This is a genomic window from Acidimicrobiales bacterium (genome assembly GCA_041394265.1).
GTDB lineage: Bacteria > Actinomycetota > Acidimicrobiia > Acidimicrobiales > SZUA-35 > JBBQUN01.
Map to the genome: position 1 here is coordinate 4,528,305 of JAWKIO010000005.1, position 19,967 is coordinate 4,548,271.

Sequence of the window (19,967 nt, forward strand, 5' to 3'; positions counted from 1 at the left end):
GTTCAGCCCTCGGCAATCGCCTTCTGGCGAATGTGGGCGTTGATGGCGAGCAGTTGCTGGTCACTGCGGACCAGATCCACCACTGCTCGCCAGTTCGATGCGCCCGAGCCCAGCCGGGAAACGATGGCGTCGAGCAACTCTGCGTCTTCCGGTGTATCCAGCGTGATCCGGAGGTCTTCGGCTCCGGGTGACACCGTGACCGCCGTTCGACGGAACTCGTCGGGGTGGGCATTCACGTACGACGTCACGTGGACTCGATCGACACCCTGGGCGAGCGCATCGAGACGGCGCAGTTGCTCGATGGCAATGAGCTCGACGTCGAGGCCTCTCGGCAAGGAACGGGGGTTGACGGTGCTGACGTAGTCACCACCCACGGCGCGCCACAACTCCACGACACCGCGGATGAGCGACGGATCGAGCAGGGGGCAGTCACCGGTCAGTCGGACGACGGCGCCGGCCTCGACGTCGGCGATGGCGCCGAGAAAGCGCTCGAGCACATCGTCGACGGGGCCTCGATGGACGCGCACACCGAGGGATTCGGCGAGCTCGGCCACGGCGTCGTCTTCGGCCAGTGTGGTCGTTGCGACGACGATGTCGCTCATCACGTCACTGGCCATGGCGGCATCGACCACCCACTGCAACACCGGTCGGTGACCGAGCGGGCGGAGGACCTTGCCCGGCAGTCGAGTGGAACCCATTCGGGCTTGGATGACCGCGACCGCAGCGCGGTCACCCGACCGCCTGCTCACAGGTGGTCCCAGGTGATGATCTCGTCGGCCTCGATGTCCCTGGGGACAACCCGGCCGATGACCGCCTCCATGAACTTCGGGGCAATGCCGAAGCCGGGACGCTTCACGCACAGGTGTTCCTGTGCGATCACCGTGCCGGCGGGGAGATCGGTCGCAGCGACGATCGAGCGCCGGGCCTTGCTGTACATCTCCTCGGCCTCTTCCGCCGAGGGGCCGCGTTTGACACTGCTCCCCATCGCCGCCTCGACGTCTCGGACGTGCTGCACCAGGGTGGTGAGCTCGTCCGGCTCGATCGCAAAGGGGTGATCAGGACCGGGCATCGAACGGTCGAGGGTGAAGTGCTTCTCGATGATCGAAGCCCCGGCAGCGATCGACGCCGAGCTGATGTGCGTACCGAGCGTATGATCGGACAGGCCGACGGGCACGCCGAACGCAGCCGACATGGCAGCAATCGTCCGAAGATTCATGATGTGCGGTGGCGACGGGTACAGCGACGCGCACTGGAGTAGCGCGATCTGGTCGGTGCCGCCGCGTCGGCACGCGGCGATGGCCTCCTCGATCTCACCGAGCGACGCCATGCCAGTCGACAGGATCACCGGGCGTTTGGTGGCGCCGACGTACTCGATGAACCCGAGGTCCACGAGTTCGAACGAAGCGATCTTCAGCGCGGGCACGTCCAATGCGTCGAGTTCGTCGACTGCCTGACGATCGAACGGGCTCGACATGAAATGGATGCCGCGCTTCGCTGCATGCGCGGCCAGCTGCGCCTGCCACTCCCGAGGAAGCGAGATTCGCTCGAGCAACTCGTGCGGCGCCTCGGCTGCCAGATCGCCGAGGTACTCGAACTTCGGCGCCTTCGTGCTGTAGAGCGAGGCCCCGCTGTAGGTCTGGAACTTGATCGCATCCGCCTTGGCGTCTGCCGCTGCGTCGATCAGTTCGATGGCGGTCTCGAACGACCGATTGTGGTTCGCACCGGCCTCGGCGATCACGTAGCAGGGCTGGCCGTCGCCGACGAGGCGTCCGCCGAAGTCGAGTGTCATCGGGCGCTCTCCCGAGGAGGCGTCAGTTCATCGATTCCGACGCGGCCGACCAAGCGGGACAGGGTCGTGACGATGTGATCCTGCTCGGCATCGGTGAGCGACGGGAAGAGCGGCAGTGAGAGGAGCTGCTCGTGCGCCCGTTCGGCGTGCGGGAAGTCGCCCGGTCTCCAGCCGTCGCGCCGATAGAGGGGGTGAAGGTGGACGGGCACGTAGTGGACCTGTGTGCCGATGCCAGCAGCCCGCAGCCGCCACGCAAGGCCATCTCGATCGTCGACACGCACGGGATAGAGGTGGCGGCCATGGGTCTGACCCGCGGGCACGTCAGGGGCTCGAACCAGATCGAGTTCGGCGAGCTCGCGGTCATAGACGGCGGCCAGTTCGTTGCGCCGCTCGATGAAGTTGTCGAGCTTGGTGAGCTGCGATCGCCCCAGCGCGGCCTGGAAGTCCGTGAGCCGGTAGTTGTAGCCGAGCTCGACCGCCTCGTAGTACCAGGGCTCGAAGTCGTCCTTGCGGATGATGCCGTGGGTGCGGAAGCGGCGAAGACGCTCGGCGAACCGATCGTCGTTGGTGGTCACGGCGCCGCCTTCACCCGACGTGATCGTCTTGACCGGGTGGAACGAGAAGGTCGTCATGTCGCTGCGGGCGCAGTTGCCGACCGGACCGTCGGGTCCAATGGCGCCGATCGCGTGGCTGGCGTCCTCGATGACCAGTCGCGGCCGGTGGGCGAGCCGATCCAGCTGGACCGGAAGACCGGCGTAGTGCACGGCAACGAGTGCGTCGGCGTCCTGCGGTACTTGCTCGACATCGATGTTGAGTGTCGCCGGATCGATGTCGACGAAGCCGACGTCGGCGCCGACGAACTTGGCGCAGTTGGCGCTGGCGATGAAGGTGAGGGGGGTCGTGACGAGTCGCTCGCCCGGGCCGAGTTCGCCGGCATGGCAGGCCGCATGCAGCGCTGCCGTACCGTTGGCGAACGCGATGGCGTGGGCGGCGCCGGTGATCCGGCACAGCTCGGCCTCGAATTCCTCGACGACCGGCCCCTGCGTGATGAAGGGGCTGCGGAGGACCGCGGTGACCGCTTCGATGTCGGCGTCGTCGATGTGTTGGCGTCCGTAGGGGATCACGGGACCATCTCGACGAGCTCGTCGGAGGTCAGCCACCAGTCGTTGTCGCCGGAGATGTACTCGAAGCCGTCGGGAAGGGTTTCGCCACTCCACTCGGTGCCTTTCTCCCACTGGTGCGACTCGGGCAGCACCACGAAGATGTTGCCGACGCGCAGCGTGTGGCGTGACTCGTCGGCCGTGATCATCTGCTCGTGCAACTTCTCGCCAGGACGGATGCCGATGTACTCGACCTCTTGCTCCGGGCTCATGGCTTCGGCAAGGTCGGCGATGCGCATCGACGGCAGGCGGGGAACGAAGACCTCACCGCCGCGCATGTTGCCGAGCGCGTACATGACCAGCTCGACAGCGTTCTCGAGACTGATCCAGAACCGAGTCATTCGCTGGTCGGTCACTCGGAGCGGCTGGCCTTCGTCCATGAGCCGCTTGAAGACGGGAACCACCGATCCTCGTGAGCCCACCACGTTGCCGTAGCGCACACACGCGAAGCGAGTGTCGTGCTGTGCGGCGTAGTTGTTGCCCTGATTGATGATCTTCTCGGCGCAGAGCTTCGTGGCGCCGTAGAGGTTGACCGGGTTGACCGCCTTGTCGGTCGAGAGGGCAACCACCCGGCTGACACGGGCATCGATCGCAGCGTCCACGATGTGCTGGCCGCCCAGGATGTTGGTCTGCACCGCTTCGAACGGGTTGTACTCGCATGCACCCACCTGCTTCATCGCCGCGGCGTGGATGATGACGTCGGCGCCCTGGGCTGCTCGGGTGAGTCGCGTCTTGTTGCGGACATCACCGATGAAGAACCGGAGCTGATCGGAGTTGAAGCGATCGGACATTTCCGACTGCTTCAGTTCGTCACGCGAGAAGATCCGAATCGTCGCGGTCGGCCACCGGTCGAGTACGTACGAAACGAAGGCGTTGCCGAAGCTGCCGGTTCCGCCGGTGAGCAAGATCGTCTTTCCCGAGAGGTCATAGCCACCGGTCGAATCCATCATTTCCTCGCTTCGTGGGGCGTTGGACCATCGTGATCCAACCATTGATGCTGCTCCCTTCGGCACGGTGGTCTCAGACTTGATGCCTGCGCGCAGGAAATTTGGGCCTTTCGAACCCCTCATGTAGGTCATACGGCTGCCGATTGGCCGTGCATGGCACACCGACGATCGACCGACCTTCCGCTTCAGGCCCGCAAGGGCGTCGAGCTGCTGCTCCGAACGGTCGGACAGGCGCCCGAACAACGGAGTTCGCGGCGCCTACGCGATCGTTTGCCGATGGTCGACGCCGACAACGGGCCGAAGGTCTTGATTCTGAGCCCACGTGACTGGTCATCGATCGTGCAATACGACTCGGTGATCGGCCATGGTCTGCAGCTGCGCGGCGCTCGAGTCACGATGGCGACCTGTGGCGGCGGGCTGGAGATCTGCGATCGAGCAAACACCTACGAAGCACCACCGATGCCGTGCACGACGTGCAGTCGCTACACCTCGGTATCGCTGGGAGCGCACGGTTTCGACGTTCGTTCACTCAACGACTACTGGACCGACGATGATGGGGGAGCCTGGCCCGAGCTGGATGAGATGACGGCGGCCGAGCTCGTTGGTGCCGAGGCGGAGGGACTACCCCTCGGTCAGTTGGCTGATATCCCGGTGAAGTGGTTCCTGTGTGCAGCCAATCTGGCTGATGACCCACTGGCGGGGAAGACCGCTCGGGCCTTCCTGCGATCGGCCCGTCGCATCGCGCGAGCGATGGACCAGCTGCTCGACGACGTCCAGCCCGACCACGTACTCGTGCTGAACGGTCTCTTCCTCTTCGAAGCCATCCTGTGGGCACGCTGCCGTCAGCGCGGTATCGATGTCATCACGTACGAGCGATCGTTCCGACGCGAGACCCTGGTGATGCACCGTGGCGTCCCGGCTGGGCTCTACGACTTCTCGAGCGTGTGGGCCGACAACGACCGGGCGCTCGAGTCGAGCGAGGCCGCCGAACTCGACGCGTACCTCGCAAGCCGCCGTGAAGGGAGCGCCTTCGATCAGCAGTGGTCGTGGCGACCGAACGAACTGACGAGGAGCGGCGGCAAGCTGGCGGTGCTGTTCACGAATCTGACGTGGGACACCGCGGTCATCGGCCGAGATCTCGTCTTCGAGGACATCGAGGCGTGGGTGACCCACGCCATCGAGTTCTTCGCACGGCGACCCGAGGACGAGCTGGTGGTCCGCGTGCATCCGGCCGAGGTCGCACTGCCCGGCCAGCGGACCCGGGATTCGCTGTATCGGGTCATCAAGGATCGTTTTCCGGATCTTCCGCCCAACGTTCGGGTGATTGCGCCCGATGACACCGTGACGTCGTATCCGCTGATGGATGCCTGCGACGTTGGTCTGGTCTACACCTCGACGACCGGGCTCGAGCTGGCGCTCAACGGCAAGCCGGTGCTGACGGCAGGGGAGACACACTATCGATCGAAGGGTTTCACGTTGGATCCGACCACGGTCGACGAATTCGACGCGATGCTGACCGCCGCCCTCGACGATCCGTCAGGGCACCAGGCCGATGTCGAGCGGGCACGTCGCTATGCGCACTTCTTCTTCTTCCGGGCGCCGATCGACGCTCCCGGTGTCGCCGAGCCGGCCAAGGGACTCGCTCGCCTGACGACGGAGAACCCGTCGGACTTGATGCCAGGAGCGAATCCGGGGCTCGATCGCATCTGCCGTGGCATTCTCGACGGCGTCCCATTCGTCGGGCCGGAAGCACCGGTCCCGACATCGGCGGTCACGAGTGCTGGGTGAGATCGATCCAGCCGAACGTTGATGGGTCGGACTGCAACCGGTTTCCCGCTACTTGCGGCCGATGACCACCTGCAGTTTGTAGCCCAGGAGTTTGTCGAGCACCGTCCGGGCATCGACCAGGTCCATCAACGTCTCGAAGTTGTCGGATGCCCCGGTGTACAGGCCGTCATACGCCAAGTGATTGTTCATGACGCCGATCTCCGAAATCACGGACTCGATGTTGAGGATCTCGAGCCCCTTGCTCTCGACCAGACGTGCGAGCGACGCCACGCCGTAGAGGTTGGTGTGCTCCAGGCCATCGAACATGTTGCACTTCTCCTGGAGCATCCTGGCGGCCAACGAGTCGGCACTCGGGATCTGGAGGAGCATCACGCCGTCGTCGGTCAGGTTGGCCTGCATCAGGTCGAGCTGTGCTCCACCGTCGGCGATGTGCTCGAAGACATCCCAGAGTGAAATCACGTTGAACTTCTTATCGAACGTGGCCTCGGCGATCGGTCGCTCCTGGACGGTGTGGCCCTTTGCTCGAGCCAGTGCCGCCTCCTGGCGATTGAGCTCGAGGCCGCTGGTCTTCCAGCCCCTTGACTTCGCCAGATCGATGAACACTCCCGAGGAGCAACCGATGTCGAGGATCCACCCCTTGGAGGTGTACTTCTCGGCGGACGCGAGCCCCTGGGTGTACAGGCCTTCGTAGAACGCCCGGTCTGCCTCGACCACGACCGACTGTTCCACGTGATTGTTGCGGTAGTAGTCCGTGAGGGCCTCGTCGGTGAAGACGGGATTCAGGTACACCATCGTGCAATCGGTGCACCTGACGTACCGGCCACCTTCTTTGACGAAGAGCGCAGTCTCGTTCGCGCCGCCGCACACCGGACAGGGCCGGTCGCGCGTGAACTCCTCTTTGAACAGGCCGGTCGCTGTATCCAGATAGGGCAGATGCGACTGCATGCTCGCGTTCCACATGTCGGCACGGTTCGACGTGTGCAGTTCACCTACGGTGGTCATGGTCATGTCGGTCCTTTGGAGATCGTGGTCGAGGGGGAGCGGGATCGTGGTCGCTAGAGGCGCACCGGTACGCCGCAGGATCGGAGGTACTGCTTGGCCTCGAGCGGGGTCTGCTCGGTGAAGTGGAAGATGCTCGCCGCACTGACCGCTGACGCACCGTGGGCAACCGCTTCGGCCATGTGCGGGTAGTTGCCGGCACCACCGGACGCGATCACGGGAATCGACACGGCATCGGTGACGGCGCGAATCGTGGCGAGGTCGTACCCCTCCATCGTTCCGTCGCGATCGACGCTCTGGAGCAGGATCTCGCCGGCGCCCCGGTCTTGAGCCGAGACCGCGAGGTCGACCGGATCGAGCCCGCTGGACTCGGTACCGGAGCGCACCATCGCAGTGGCGCGACCGTCGAGCGTGGCGACGTCGATGGACACGACGATGCACTGGCTGCCGAACTGCTCGGCGGCGTCGGCAACGAGACTGGGGTCGGATGTCGCTGCGGTGCAGACGGCGACCTTGTCGGCTCCGGCGTGCAAGAGACGTCGAACGTCGTCGACGGTTCGCACGCCACCACCGACGGTGAGCGGCATGAAGCAGTCGTCGGCGAGGTCGTCGATCAGGTCGAAGTCGGGTGGCCGGTTCTGGAGCGTCGCCGTCACATCGAGGAAGACGAGTTCGTCGACACCCCGCATGTTGTAGACCTTGATTGCCTGTGTCGCCCCGCCGACGGCGCGTCGACTGTCGAACTTCACGCCCTTCACAAGGCCGAAGTCTCGGTACAGCAACGTCGGGATGATCCTGGTCTTGAGCACGATCAGATCTCCAGGAAGCGTCGGAGGATGGCGAAGCCAACGGTTTGGCTCTTCTCCGGGTGGAACTGGACGCCGAACGCGTTGCCGTTCGCCACCGCCGAGACGAAACCACCGGCATACGGCGTGGTTGCGATCACCTGTCGATCGTCGCTGCACCGGGCATGGAAGCTGTGCACGAAGTAGACGTCGGCTCCGTCGTCGATGGAGTCGAGCAAGGGAGCATCGACCTCGGTGCGATGCACCTCGTTCCATCCCACATGCGGGATTCGGGGATCGTCGGGCGTCGGTGCGAGGCGCTCGACGCGACCGTCGATCCAGCCGAGGCCTTTGGTCTCGCCGGCGCCGTCGGTCGATCCTTCGACCCCGACGGTCAGCATCAGTTGCATGCCGAGGCAGATCCCGAGAAACGGTGCCTGCAACGACATCACCTGTTCGGTGAGCTCGTCGGCCAGACCTGAGCGCTGCAGGTTGGCTGCCGCGGCGGCGAAGGAACCAACGCCGGGAAGGATGATTCGATCAGCGACACGAAGGTCGGCAGGATCGGAGGTCACGGTTGCGGTGCCCCCACACTCCTCGACGGCGCGCCGCACCGAATCGAGATTGCACAAGCCGTAGTCGACGATGGCGACGCGGTTCACGCTCAGACCCGCGAGGTCACTCGGTCGGTCGACCGTCGCCCCGGGTTGTCGGCGCCGTCACTGGGCACGTTGTCATCGTTGATCTTGGTGAGATTGTTGTGGCGATCCTTGACCAGATTCCCGTTGCGATCGGTGACGAAGATCCGCTTGTTCGTGAACCGGTCACAGACGGCGACGAACTCGTCGAGTGTCATGTCGATCGAGTCCAGAACGTCGACGAGATCGACACCGAGGTAGGACCACGGGAACTTGCCGTCGTGGCGACGCACCAGTTCCACGGCGTCGTGGCGCGACATCCGCTCCCGCCGCACCGCCATGCAGGCGTGGTCGGTGGCTCGGGCGAAGCCGTACTTCAGGAACTTGAAGTAGTCGTGAATACGGTGATGAGCGTTGTCGAGGTTCTCGTAGTTGAGCAACGCACCTTCGACCGTGTGCGGATACGACTCGAAGCCGTAGGCCTGGGCGATGGTGGCGTTCTGGGCACCGTCCCACGGGAGGTAGTAGCCGAGGAAGATGCCGGTCACCCCGACTCGTTCGAGCTCGGCGTCGGTGGGGTAGGTGTACTGGGTGAGGTCGCGCTCGGTGATGCCGCTCTGTCCGACGAGGTCGTTGACCCGGAGGCCGAGTAGCCCTCCGAACTCCTCGAGCCAGCGGCGGGTCAGTGTGTTGTCGTTGGCTGCCGCCGCCGGGCCGCCGTACTCATTCTGGGAGTTCTCGCCCCAGACGATCAGCGGGATGTCCATCTGCACGGCGATGCGCACCGGCACGGTGAAGATGGTGACGTGCTCTGGCCACGCGATGTCGCCGACCTGGGTGAGCGCCAGTTTGTTGATGCGACGTCGGACGACCGGGTTGGTGCTGACCTCGATGTGGTCGACGCCCAGCGACTTGATGTTCTCGATGTTGCGGCGTCCGATGTCGGTCAGATGATCGGTGGTCGCCGTGACGCAGAGCGGACGCGCACCCAGTTCGAGCATACGGATCACCTGGAACGTGCTGTCCTTGCCGCCGCTGACCGGGATCACGCAGTCGTAGGTGCGACCTTCGCGCCGGTAGCGAGCGAGCACCTCTTCCAGCTCGATCCGTCGGGCGTCCCAGTCGACGTCCTTGCGACCCTCGAAATGGCGGCAGGCGCTGCAGACCCCGGCATCGTCGAAGAGGATGTCCGGCTTGGTCTCGGGCATCACGCAATTCGTGCAGTATCGGATCATCGGCGGGAACCTCTCGAGCGCAGCCCGTCGAGTCGACGGACTTCGGTGAGGCTCCTATCGGCCGCAGGTCAAGCCATTCAAGCCCGGTGACTCAGGTGATGGCGAGCATCCGTTCGAGCGCCACCTTCGACCATTCCGTGGTGTCGGCATCGACCGAGATCTGATTGATCACTCGGCCTTCGAGCAACTCCTCGAGCACCCAGGCCAGGTGAGGAAGGTCGATGCGCGACATGGTCGAGCACGGGCAGATGAGCGGATCGAGGTTGACGATGGTCTTGTCCGGGTGCTCCTGCGCCAACCGTGACACCAGGTGGACCTCGGTGCCGACGCCGATGGCGGTGCCGGCCGGGAGTTCGGCGACCTTCTTCAGGATGTAGCCGGTACTCCCGAGGAAGTCGGCCTTCTCGCACGCCTCGTACGGCGCCTCGGGATGGATGATGACCACACCGTCGGGGTACTGGGCTCGGAAGTCGGCGACCTGTTCGGGGCTGAAGCGCTGATGGATGGTGCAGTGGCCCTTCCACAGCAGCAAGGTGGCTTCCTTGCAGTCGGCCTCGGTGAGGCCTCCTCGGTCGAGGCGAGGATTCCACAGTCGCATGTCGGTGTGGTCGTAGCCCATGGCGAGACCGGTGTTGCGGCCGAGGTGCTGATCGGGGAAGAACAGGACCTTGTCGCCTTGCCCGCCTTGGCGAACCCCTTGTGCGTCGGGCGTGCCGAGTGCCCATTCGAGCACCGCCTGAGCGTTCGACGACGTGCAGACGGCGCCACCGTGCTTGCCCACGAAGCTCTTGATGGCAGCCGAGGAGTTCATGTAGGTGATGGGCACGACTCGGCTGATGTCGACCGTCTCGCCGAGGACCTCCCACGCTTCTTCGACCTGGTCGAGGTCGGCCATGTCGGCCATCGAACAACCGGCGTTCAGGTCGGGCAGGATCACTGCCTGGTCGTCGCTGGTGAGGATGTCGGCCGACTCGGCCATGAAGTGCACGCCGCAGAACACGATGAACTCAGCCTCAGGCCGTTGCTGAGCCAGGACGGACAGCTTGAACGAATCGCCGCGAGCGTCGGCGAAGGCGATGACGTCGTCGCGCTGGTAGTGATGCCCGAGGATGAACAGCCGGTCACCCAGCTCGGCCTTGGCCGCGGTGATCCAGTCGGCAAGCTCGGCGTCGGACGCCTTCGAGTATCGATCGGGCAGAGGACGCTGGAGTCGAAGCACGTCGACAGTATAGAGAACTGCCCGGCCCGGACTTCGGCAGTAGCCGTTCGCACCGTGGTCGGCGCGACGGCAGCTCAGCCGGTCGGCGTGGTGTCCTCGGTCGCAGGGTCGTCGGTCGGCGGTTGGTCAGACGCCGAGGCCGGGCACGAGCTGGTGGGGGTGGCCGGACGAGCGATCACCCGACCGTAGGCCGCGCTGAGCTCGGCGCCGCCGATGGCGGCGCGGCCGCTGTCGTCGACCATGCCGATGATGAAGCCGTCGTGGTTCAACACTGCCGATCCGGGGCGGAAGGCCGACCCGCTGAACCCGAACGAGTTGACGAGGCCGATGATGCCGTCGATCTGGTCGACGATCGCCGGGGTGCCGTTGATCGCTGCGCCGAAACGCTCGACCACCACCACCTGTGGATTGGAGAAGATCTGGTCGGCGACACCCCATTGCATCGCCTCGACACCGGCGACCGGGTCGATCTCGATCACGGCGATGTCAGTGCGACGGTCGACACCAATCACCGTGCCGACCCGACTGGTGTTGTCCGCAAACCGAATCACTGGTCGAGCGTCATTGGCGACCGAGGCGGCGTTGGTCACGAACCGGGTGGCGGAGAGCGCAACGGCGTTGCCGGTTGCGGGCACACCGCAGTTGACCGACACGACCTCGTTGACCTGCGTGGCGACGGTTTCGGCATTGCGTTGCGCCGCATTCGACTGGGCTTCGCCGAAGGCGAGGGTTCCGGGCTGGGCCGCCTCCTCCGAGGCCGTGGTACGCACCGGCCGGCCGAGATCGGCGAAGGCGTAGGCACCATAGGTGCCACCGAGGATCAGCAACGCAGCCGCAATCGGGGCACCGACGACGAACAGCCGATGGCCGCTACGGCGCCCGATGCGAATGTCGGCATCGAGACGATTCGAGATGGCTCGGACGGTGCGGAGCATCTCGTCGCCTACGTCGTCATCATCGTCGCCGATGAGTGTCGGCAGAACCGAAGGCTCCGCAGCAGATGGACGGCTGGGCGCCACTGTCGCCGTCGATGGCGTGGCAGCGGGCGGCTGGGCGCCAATCATCTGCGGGTGTGAGCCAGAGGGCGAACGAGTCGACAGCGGGGGAGGAGTGAAGACTCTGCCGTTGGGCGCGATCGTGCCGACGGGTTCGTCGGCATCGTCGAATCCGGACCCGAAGGGTTCGAAGGCCGGCGAGGGAACCGGGGTGGTGTCGAGGGAGGCAAGGAAGTCGTCCGGGCTGATACCAGGCGCGTTTCCGCAGACAGGACAGCGTGCTGCCGACTGCGGAACGATGTTTTGGCAGCTCGAACACAACGCCATGGTGTCTAGATCGGCATGAACGATCACAACTTTACGGACCAACCGTTGCGTGTTCGCCGGCGTCGGTCACCGCCCGCTGTCGTACCGCTTCCCTAAGCTTGACCCAATGGTGACCCGCCCCCCAGCCGGAACGATCCCCGACGCTCCTGGCTCGTACCAGTTCCGCGACGCCGACGGTCGAGTGATCTATGTCGGCAAGGCCAAGTCGCTGCGTTCGCGCCTGTCGAACTACTTCCAGAATCCAGCCAACATGCACCCCCGCACCATGCAGATGGTCACCACGGCGGCGTCCGTCGAGTGGATCCAGGTCGAGAACGAGGTCGAGGCCTTGATGCTCGAGTACAACCTGATCAAGGAGCACCGCCCCCGGTTCAACGTCCGCCTCGTCGACGACAAGAGCTACCCCTACCTGGCGGTCAGCGTCGACGACGAATGGCCGCGCCCCCGGGTGATGCGTGGCCGCAAGAAGAAGGGCACCCGCTACTTCGGCCCCTACGCGCACGCGTACGCGATCCGCGACACCCTCGACTCGCTCCTGCGCACCTTCCCCGTGCGTACTTGTTCCGACAACAAGCTCGAACGCCATCGCAAGCTCGGCAAGCCGTGCCTCCTCTTCCACATCGAGAAGTGTTCGGGGCCGTGTGTCGGCGAGGTCACCCACGAGCAATACCAGACCATGGTCGGCGACCTCTGCCAGTTCCTCGAGGGCGACACCGATCCCGTCATCCACCGCCTCGAGTCGTCGATGATGCAGGCCGCCGAAGAGCTCGAGTTCGAGCAGGCCGCCCGGCTTCGCGATCGCATTGCCACCGTCAAGAAGGCGGTGGCGAAGCAGATGATGGTCGGCGAGCGAACCGACGACATCGACGTGATCGGTGTGGCCGAGGACGAACTCGAAGCGCTCGTGTTCATCTTCGTGGTCCGGCGTGGTCGGGTTGTCGGCCGACGGTCGTTCGTGATCGATCGAGTCGAAGACCTCGACACCAACGAGCTCATCGACAAGGTGCTCGAGGGGGTCTACGACGAGGAGCCCGTCCAGGGCATGCCCAAGGTCGTCCTCGTGCCCAACGAACCGTCGCAGACCGAGCTCTATCAAGAGTGGCTGTCGATGCTTCGCGGCTCGAACGTCGAGATCCGGGTGCCCCAACGGGGCGACAAGAAGGATCTCCTCGCCACCGTCACCAAGAACGCCGACGAGGAGTTCACCCGTCACCGCATGAAGCGGGCTTCCGACCACAACGCCCGGGCCAAGGCGCTCAATGAACTCCAGGAATGGCTCGGTCTTCCGGCGGCGCCGCTCCGCATCGAGTGTTTCGACATGAGCCACCTCCAGGGCACCGACTACGTCGGGTCGATGGTCGTCGTCGAGGACGGTCTGGCCAACCGGCGCGAGTACCGCCGGTTCAAGATCAAGACCGTCGACCAGAACGACGACTACGCCGCGATGGAAGAGGTCGTTCGTCGCCGTCTCACCGCCTACAAAGAAGACCTCGACAAGCCACCATCGGAACGAGGCAAGTTCCAGTATCCACCCCAGCTGCTCGTCGTCGACGGCGGCAAGGGGCAGCTGACCTCCGCCGTGAAGGTGCTCGAAGAGCTCGATCTCTTCGACTCCATCCCCGTTGCCTCGCTCGCCAAGCGCTTCGAAGAGGTGTACCTGCCCTACCAGTCCGAACCCATCCGGATCCCTCGCCAATCCGAAGCGCTCTACATGCTGCAGCGCCTGCGCGACGAGTCCCACCGGTTCGCCATCAGCTACCACCGCAACCTGCGGGGCAAGCGCATGACCGTCTCGGTCCTCGACGACATTCCCGGTCTCGGCGCCACCCGCAAGAAGCGGCTCCTCGACGAGTTCGGCGGCGTCAACAAGGTCCGGCGGGCGACGCTCGAATCCCTGAAGGCCCTGTCGTGGCTCCCGGACGCCGTCGCCGAGGCGGTCTACGACAAAACCCACGGGCTGTAACACTGCACCTGCTCCGCAGATGGGCTCCGCCGATCCGAGTCATGCGGTTGGAGCGGCCTCGTCCCTCGGCCACCTCGTCAGGCTCTAACACTGCACTTGCTCCGCAGGTGGGCTCCGCCCATCCGGGTCGAGTGGAGTGAGCGGCCTCGTCCCTCGGCCACGTCGTGAGACTGTTCATTTGGTGGTCACCGGGGTGGCCATGTGGCGGCCGTAGGCTGGCCGGGTGTGGAGTGACCCTGTACTGACCGATTGGTGGCAACGAGAGTTCACCGACGGTGTCGATCCGGAGTACACCGAGCAGATCATTCCGCTGATCATGGCGGCCATCGATACCGTCGAGCCGGCAGGGGCCCAGCGACGGGTGCTCGACATCGGCACCGGCGAGGGCCAGGTCGCACGGGCACTGGCGAGCCGGGGGAGCGAGGTGGTCGGTGTCGATCCGTTCGCCGCCCAGATCGAAACGGCGGTGCAGCGAGCCGGTGGACCGGCCTACGGACTTGCCGCCGCAGCGGGTCTTCCCTTCGTCGATGCCTCGTTCGACGCCGCCGTGGCCTGTCTGGTGTTCGAACACATCGACGAGGTCGACGAAGCGATCAACGAGGTCGCTCGAGTCGTGCGCCCCGGTGGTCACTTCGTGTTCCTGCTGAACCACCCGCTGCTGCAGACGCCGGGGAGCGGCTGGATCGACGACCAGATCATCGATCCGCCCGAGCAGTATTGGCGCATCGGTCCCTATCTCGACGAGGCGGCGACGATCGAGGAGGTGCAAAAGAACGTCTTCGTGCGCTTCATCCACCGGCCACTGTCGCGCTACGTGAACGCCCTGGCCGACGCCGGACTGGTGCTGCACCGCATGTTGGAGCCGGCCCCGCCCGCCGGGTTCCTGGCCATTGCGCCCGAGTACACCGAGGCGGCAACCGTGCCGCGGCTGCTCGTGCTGCACACTCGACGACAACCGGACCCCTCGACATCCTCCACGGGAGTGTGACCACCATGGGCCAACTCGTCTTCGTCACCGGGCTCTCGGGCGCCGGGCGATCCGTCGCCGGCGCCGCGCTGCAAGACCTCGGCTGGTTCGTGATCGACAACTTGCCGGTGAGCCTGCTCCCCAAGGTGGCCGAGCTGGCATCGGCCGGCGGCGCCTACGACAAGGTGGCGCTGGTCATGGCCGCTGCAGGGGAAGACCTCGCCCGTGAGATCGGCCACCTTCGCACCGAACTGCACGACGTTCGGGTGGTGTTCCTCGAGGCCAGCACCGATGTCCTCGTGCGCCGATTCGAGAGCACGAAACGTCGTCATCCCTTCGCCCACGGGGCGCGACGTGAGACTGACCCCGGCACCGCCGGCGACGCTGCCCTCGTGTCCGCCGATGAGGGGGGCACGCTGATCGATTCCATCCAGGCCGAGCGTGAGCAGCTGATGGCGGCGCGATCGTTGGCCGACCTGGTGATCGACACCAGCTCGCTCAGCCCGCACCAGCTGCGGGCTCGGCTTGCCTCCCAGTTCTCCGACTCGACCACCACCAACGGCTTGCACCTGACCGTCAGCTCGTTCGGGTTCAAACACGGTGTCCCACTCGATGTCGACATGGTGATCGACTGCCGTTTCCTCCCGAACCCGTACTGGGACGAGGCACTGCGACCGTTGCGAGGGACCGACCCGTCGATCCAGGCGTTCGTCTTTGCCGATGATCGGGCGCAGGCCTTTCTCGACAAGCTCGAGGCACTCCTCGACGAGCTGCTGCCGGCATACGCCGACGAGGGTCGCTCATACCTGAACATCGCCTTCGGCTGCACCGGCGGGCACCATCGATCGGTCGCAGTGGCCGAGCACATCGCGGCAGTACTCAAAGATCGAGGGTGGATGCCGAGAGTGAAGCATCGAGATGTCGAACGCTGACCCCACCTCTGCATCCTCCGCCGAACTATCCGACGCGGCCCGCGGCCCCCGGGTGGTGGCACTCGGTGGCGGACACGGACTCGCCGCGTCGCTGCGGGCGGCCCGCAGCTATGCCGGCGCGATCGCGGGCGTGGTGTCGGTGGCCGACGACGGTGGCTCCAGCGGCAAGATCCGTCGTGACCTGGGCCTTCCGGCACCCGGCGACGTCCGACGCTGTCTGTCGGCGCTCGCCGGCAACGACTCGCTGCTGGCCCGATCGCTCGAGCACCGCTTCGATGCCGGCGACCTCGAAGGCCACCCCATCGGCAACCTGCTGATCGCCGGCCTGGCCAACGCCACCGGCGACTTCGAAGCCGCCATCGCCGAGGTGGCGCGGCTCGTCGGCGCGCACGGTCACCTCTACCCGGCAACGCTCGGCTCGGTCACGCTGCTGGCCGACTCCGACAGCGGTCCGCTGCGCGGACAGGTCACGATCGAGCGGGCCACCAACATTCGCAACCTGCGCTTCGAACCGCCCGATCCACGTGCGCCCGAGGCGGCAGTGCGTGCCATTCTCGACGCCGATCAGGTCATCATCGGACCGGGGTCGCTCTTCACGAGTGTTCTCGCCGTCGCTGTCGTCCCCGACCTCCGTGCCGCGCTGCAGGCCACCTCGGCGCAACGTGTGTTCGTCGCCAACGTGGCGAACGACAAAGCCGAACTCCGGGGATTCGACCTCCCCGAACATCTCGAAGCCCTGGCCGACCACGGCATCGACGTCGATGTCGCGGTCGCGCACCTCGGCACCCGTCGGGCCGATCGGGCCGACGTTCCCGTGACATCGGCCGACGTCGCCTCTACCGACAACTGGGGCCACGATCCAGAGAAACTTGGATCAGTGCTTCGCGCCCTGCTCACCAACTAAGGTTGTACCGGCGTGCCACTCCACCTCTGCTGGGCCTCAACAGCCCAAACGTCGGCCGCCGCGGTTCTCATCGACGAGGGTTCTCAACGAAGAGCTCCATCTCACAGAAGGCTGAATACAACATGACCATTCGCGTCGGGATCAACGGCTTCGGCCGTATCGGACGGAACTTCTTCCGTGCTGCCAAGCTCTCCGGAGCCGACATCGACTTCGTGGCCGTCAACGATCTCGGATCGCTCGAGACCATGGCGCATCTGCTCAAGTACGACTCGGTCCTTGGCATCCTGCCCGAGGAGATCAAGGCAGTCGACGGCGGTATCTCCGTCGGTGGCGACGTGCTGAAGGTCCTGAGCGAGCGCAACCCGGCCGACCTCCCGTGGGGCGAGCTCGGTGTCGACGTCGTCATCGAGTCCACCGGCATCTTCACCAAGCGTGACACTGCAGCGGCACACCTCGAGGGTGGCGCCCCGTTCGTCATCGTGTCCGCACCCTGCGACGGCGCCGACAACACCTTCGTCGTCGGTGTCAACGACGGCGACTTCGATCCGGCCACCCACAAGGTCGTCTCCAACGCCTCGTGCACCACGAACTGTTTCGTGCCGATGGTGAAGGTCCTCGACGACGCCTTCGGCGTCGAGCAAGGACTGATGACCACCATCCACGCCTACACCGGCGACCAGTCGCTCGTCGACGGCCCGCACAAGGACCTCCGCCGGGCTCGCGCCGCAGCCATCAACATCATCCCCACCTCGACCGGCGCCGCCCGGGCCACCGGCCTCGTGCTCCAGGCGATGCAGGGCAAGCTCGACGGCACCTCGCTTCGTGTGCCGATCCCCACTGGTTCGATCACCGACTTCACCGCCGTGCTGAAGGGCTCGCCGTCGGTCGACGAGATCAACGCCGCCTACGCCGCAGCCGCAGCCGAGGGGCCACTCGCCGGTGTGCTCGAGTACACCGAGGCGCCGATCGTGAGCTCCGACATCGTCACCTCGCCGGCATCGTGCACCATCGACGCCGACATGACCATGGCCCAGGGCACCCTCGTCAAGGTGTGCGGTTGGTACGACAACGAATGGGGCTACTCGAACCGTCTCGTCGACCTCAGCCAGATCGTCGGCGCCGCCAACCAGGCCTGAGCCGCCGGGTGACATGACCGAGTGAGTCCAGGTGTCGCTGTTCGAACGAGCAGCGACACCTCGCTCGTTTTGCCTTCACCCCAGCTTCCGTTCCACCCTGCCATCGTCGGGCATCGTTCCCGTTCGACTCACCAAACGAAGGACCTGCTGCCATGACCGTGTTCGGAGTGCCCGAGCTCGAAGACCTCGGCCCGCTCGATGGAAAGTCCGTGCTGGTGCGCGTCGACTTCAACGTGCCGATTCGCGATGGAGTGATCACCGACGACCTGCGCATCCAGGCCGCGCTGCCGACGCTGCGCTGGTTGCAGGAGCAGGGCGCTCGAGTCACGGCGATGTCGCATCTCGGCCGTCCGAAGGGCACACCCAATCCCGAGTACTCGATGGACCCGGTGCGAGCGCACCTGGCCACGCTCGCTCCCGGCGTCGAGCTGCTCGAGAATCTGCGGTTCAACGCCGGTGAAGAAGGTAACGACCCGGCCTTCGTGCAGGAGCTGATTGCCGGTCACGACGCCTATGTCAACGACGCGTTCGGTGCGTCGCATCGCTCCCACGCCTCGATTGTCGGACCGCCCCAGTTCCTTCCGTCGGCGGCCGGTCGCCTGCTGGCTCGCGAGGTCGACGTCCTCCTCGGCGTGCGCAACCAGCCCCGGCGTCCGTTCGTCGCCGTCATGGGCGGCGCCAAGGTCTCCGACAAGCTCAGCGTGATCGAGGCCCTGCTCGAGATCGTCGACTCGATCATCGTCGGCGGCGGGATGGCCTTCACCTTCCTCAAGGCCCAGGGACACCAGATCGGCGACAGCCTCCTCGAAGAGGACATGGTCGAGACCTGCGCCCGGCTGTTGGCCAGTGGCGCCACCATCCACCTGCCCGAAGACGTCACTGCGCTCGGTGGTGGGGGCAAGTTGTTCGATCCGGCCGCCGGGGGAGAGGTGCGCCAGTCCGGCGTCGATCTGCCGGCCGGCTGGATGGGCGTCGACATCGGACCGGGAACGGCAGCGGTCTTCGGCGACGTGATCGAAGAGGCGGGCACCGTGCTGTGGAACGGTCCGATGGGCGTGTTCGAAGACCCCCGCTTCGAAGCTGGCACTCGTGCCGTGGCCACCGCCATCGCCGAGACGCGGGCCTTCACCGTCGTCGGCGGCGGTGACTCCGCGGCGGCCGCCAAGCAGTTCGGCATCGACCACGACGTCGACCATGTCTCCACCGGCGGCGGCGCCTCGCTCGAACTGATCGAGCAGGGTGATCTCCCGGGCCTCGCCGCCCTCCGAAACCAGCACCAGAGTTGAAAGCGAACCCACGATGAGCCAGCGCAAACCCTTGATCAGCGGCAACTGGAAGATGCACCTCAACCACTTCGAGGCGCTCAAACTGGTCCAGGAGCTGAGCTATCTCTTCACCGGCGATGACATGGACGCGGTCGATGTCTCGGTCCATCCGCCGTTCACCGATATCCGTACGGTCCAGACTGCGATCGACTCCGACAACCTCCCGTTCGCCGTTGGAGCGCAGCACTGTCACTTCGAAGAGAAGGGCGCCTTCACCGGCGAGGTCGCCCCCTCGATGCTGGCCAAGCTCAACGTGTCCTACGTGATCGCCGGTCACTCCGAGCGTCGTGAGATCTTCGGCGAGTCCGACGAGATGGTGAACGCCAAGGTCAAGGCCATCATCGCCAACGGGATGACCCCGATCCTGTGCTGCGGCGAGACGCTCGAGGAGCGCGAGGCCGGCGAAGCCGAGTCGAAGGTCCAGGGCCAGGTGCTCGCCGGGCTGTCCGGTCTCACCGCCGAGCAGGTCGGTGCGATGGTGATTGCCTACGAGCCCATCTGGGCCATCGGTACCGGCAAGACCGCAACCGCCGACGACGCCCAGGCGATGTGTGCCGTGGTTCGCTCGACCGTTCGTGAGGCCTTCGGTGACGCCGCAGCCGACGCTCTGCGGGTGCAGTACGGCGGGTCGGTGAAGCCGGTCAACGCCAACGAACTGCTCACCCAGCCCGACATCGACGGTGCCCTTGTCGGCGGCGCATCGCTCGAGGCCGACTCGTTCGCCCGAATCGCACAATTTCGCCTGGTCGACTGATCGGCGAGTTCCCGCAGGTCGGCCCACTGGAACGTGTCACAAGTTTGTTACCGGCGCGTCACAAGTGGTCCAGGTTCCAGCGCAACAGAAGGTGGAGTGGCTAG

Annotated in this window: 18 protein-coding genes; 8 read left to right on the forward strand and 10 right to left on the reverse strand. The window is 65.4% G+C overall.

All coding sequences use genetic code 11. The features are described 5' to 3' along the window. Positions 1-2: 2 nt before the first annotated feature. The 4 genes from R2733_21760 to pseB are packed head-to-tail and all read right to left on the reverse strand — an operon-like array spanning position 3 to position 3,899. Positions 3-860 (reverse strand): glycosyltransferase family protein, encoded by an 858-nt coding sequence (locus tag R2733_21760; GenBank protein MEZ5379140.1) that lies wholly within the window; start codon positions 858-860, stop codon positions 3-5. Next, a complete protein-coding gene (locus R2733_21765; GenBank protein MEZ5379141.1) occupies positions 746-1,789 on the reverse strand; it encodes an N-acetylneuraminate synthase family protein in 1,044 nt (347 codons plus the stop codon). Before R2733_21765 ends, R2733_21760 begins: the two co-directional genes overlap by 115 nt. Then, positions 1,786-2,913, reverse strand: a complete 1,128-nt coding sequence (gene pseC, locus R2733_21770; GenBank protein MEZ5379142.1) for a UDP-4-amino-4,6-dideoxy-N-acetyl-beta-L-altrosamine transaminase — start codon at positions 2,911-2,913, stop codon at positions 1,786-1,788. The genes R2733_21765 and pseC overlap by 4 nt, the downstream gene beginning before the upstream one ends. Then, positions 2,910-3,899 (reverse strand): UDP-N-acetylglucosamine 4,6-dehydratase (inverting), encoded by a 990-nt coding sequence (gene pseB / locus R2733_21775; GenBank protein ID MEZ5379143.1) that lies wholly within the window; start codon positions 3,897-3,899, stop codon positions 2,910-2,912. Before pseB ends, pseC begins: the two co-directional genes overlap by 4 nt. A gap of 150 nt (positions 3,900-4,049) precedes the next feature. Here pseB and R2733_21780 point away from each other — a divergent pair, with 150 nt between their 5' ends. Further along, positions 4,050-5,684 carry a hypothetical protein gene (locus R2733_21780; protein MEZ5379144.1) on the forward strand — a complete coding sequence of 545 codons (1,635 nt, stop codon included), beginning with the start codon at positions 4,050-4,052 and terminating at the stop codon, positions 5,682-5,684. Between the two features lie 48 nt (positions 5,685-5,732). Here the strand turns inward: R2733_21780 and R2733_21785 are convergent, their stop codons facing one another. From R2733_21785 to R2733_21810, 6 genes are all read right to left on the reverse strand, one after another. After that, positions 5,733-6,692 (reverse strand): methyltransferase domain-containing protein, encoded by a 960-nt coding sequence (locus R2733_21785; protein ID MEZ5379145.1) that lies wholly within the window; start codon positions 6,690-6,692, stop codon positions 5,733-5,735. Positions 6,693-6,739: 47 nt separating this feature from the next. After that, on the reverse strand, positions 6,740-7,492 hold the full coding sequence (locus R2733_21790; GenBank protein ID MEZ5379146.1) for an imidazole glycerol phosphate synthase cyclase subunit: 753 nt from the start codon (positions 7,490-7,492) through the stop codon (positions 6,740-6,742). A gap of 2 nt (positions 7,493-7,494) precedes the next feature. After that, entirely contained in the window at positions 7,495-8,130 is a 636-nt protein-coding gene (gene hisH / locus R2733_21795) for an imidazole glycerol phosphate synthase subunit HisH (protein ID MEZ5379147.1), read from the reverse strand. Between the two features lie 2 nt (positions 8,131-8,132). Beyond that, complete coding sequence (locus tag R2733_21800) at positions 8,133-9,341, reverse strand: N-acetyl sugar amidotransferase (protein MEZ5379148.1); 1,209 nt, start codon at positions 9,339-9,341, stop codon at positions 8,133-8,135. A 91-nt stretch (positions 9,342-9,432) separates the two neighbouring features. Further along, positions 9,433-10,560, reverse strand: a complete 1,128-nt coding sequence (gene nadA, locus R2733_21805; GenBank protein MEZ5379149.1) for a quinolinate synthase NadA — start codon at positions 10,558-10,560, stop codon at positions 9,433-9,435. A gap of 74 nt (positions 10,561-10,634) precedes the next feature. Further along, positions 10,635-11,495, reverse strand: a complete 861-nt coding sequence (locus R2733_21810; protein ID MEZ5379150.1) for a hypothetical protein — start codon at positions 11,493-11,495, stop codon at positions 10,635-10,637. Between the two features lie 493 nt (positions 11,496-11,988). Between R2733_21810 and uvrC the strand changes: the two genes are divergently transcribed. The 7 genes from uvrC to tpiA all read left to right on the forward strand — a co-directional run bounded on the left by uvrC (position 11,989) and on the right by tpiA (position 19,863). Then, positions 11,989-13,845, forward strand: a complete 1,857-nt coding sequence (gene uvrC, locus R2733_21815; GenBank protein MEZ5379151.1) for an excinuclease ABC subunit UvrC — start codon at positions 11,989-11,991, stop codon at positions 13,843-13,845. Positions 13,846-14,068: 223 nt separating this feature from the next. Then, the gene (locus R2733_21820; protein MEZ5379152.1) at positions 14,069-14,833 is read left to right on the forward strand and encodes a class I SAM-dependent methyltransferase; all 765 of its coding nucleotides are present in this window, start codon (positions 14,069-14,071) and stop codon (positions 14,831-14,833) included. Positions 14,834-14,838: 5 nt separating this feature from the next. After that, complete coding sequence (gene rapZ / locus R2733_21825; protein ID MEZ5379153.1) at positions 14,839-15,744, forward strand: RNase adapter RapZ; 906 nt, start codon at positions 14,839-14,841, stop codon at positions 15,742-15,744. Continuing rightward, complete coding sequence (gene yvcK / locus R2733_21830) at positions 15,731-16,648, forward strand: uridine diphosphate-N-acetylglucosamine-binding protein YvcK (GenBank protein MEZ5379154.1); 918 nt, start codon at positions 15,731-15,733, stop codon at positions 16,646-16,648. The genes rapZ and yvcK overlap by 14 nt, the downstream gene beginning before the upstream one ends. Before the next feature lie 122 nt (positions 16,649-16,770). Beyond that, positions 16,771-17,784, forward strand: a complete 1,014-nt coding sequence (gap, locus tag R2733_21835) for a type I glyceraldehyde-3-phosphate dehydrogenase (GenBank protein ID MEZ5379155.1) — start codon at positions 16,771-16,773, stop codon at positions 17,782-17,784. Positions 17,785-17,936: 152 nt separating this feature from the next. Beyond that, positions 17,937-19,070 (forward strand): phosphoglycerate kinase, encoded by a 1,134-nt coding sequence (locus R2733_21840; protein MEZ5379156.1) that lies wholly within the window; start codon positions 17,937-17,939, stop codon positions 19,068-19,070. Between the two features lie 13 nt (positions 19,071-19,083). Continuing rightward, positions 19,084-19,863: a triose-phosphate isomerase gene (gene tpiA / locus R2733_21845; GenBank protein MEZ5379157.1), complete on the forward strand. Its 780-nt coding sequence runs from the start codon at positions 19,084-19,086 to the stop codon at positions 19,861-19,863. Positions 19,864-19,967 lie beyond the last annotated feature (104 nt).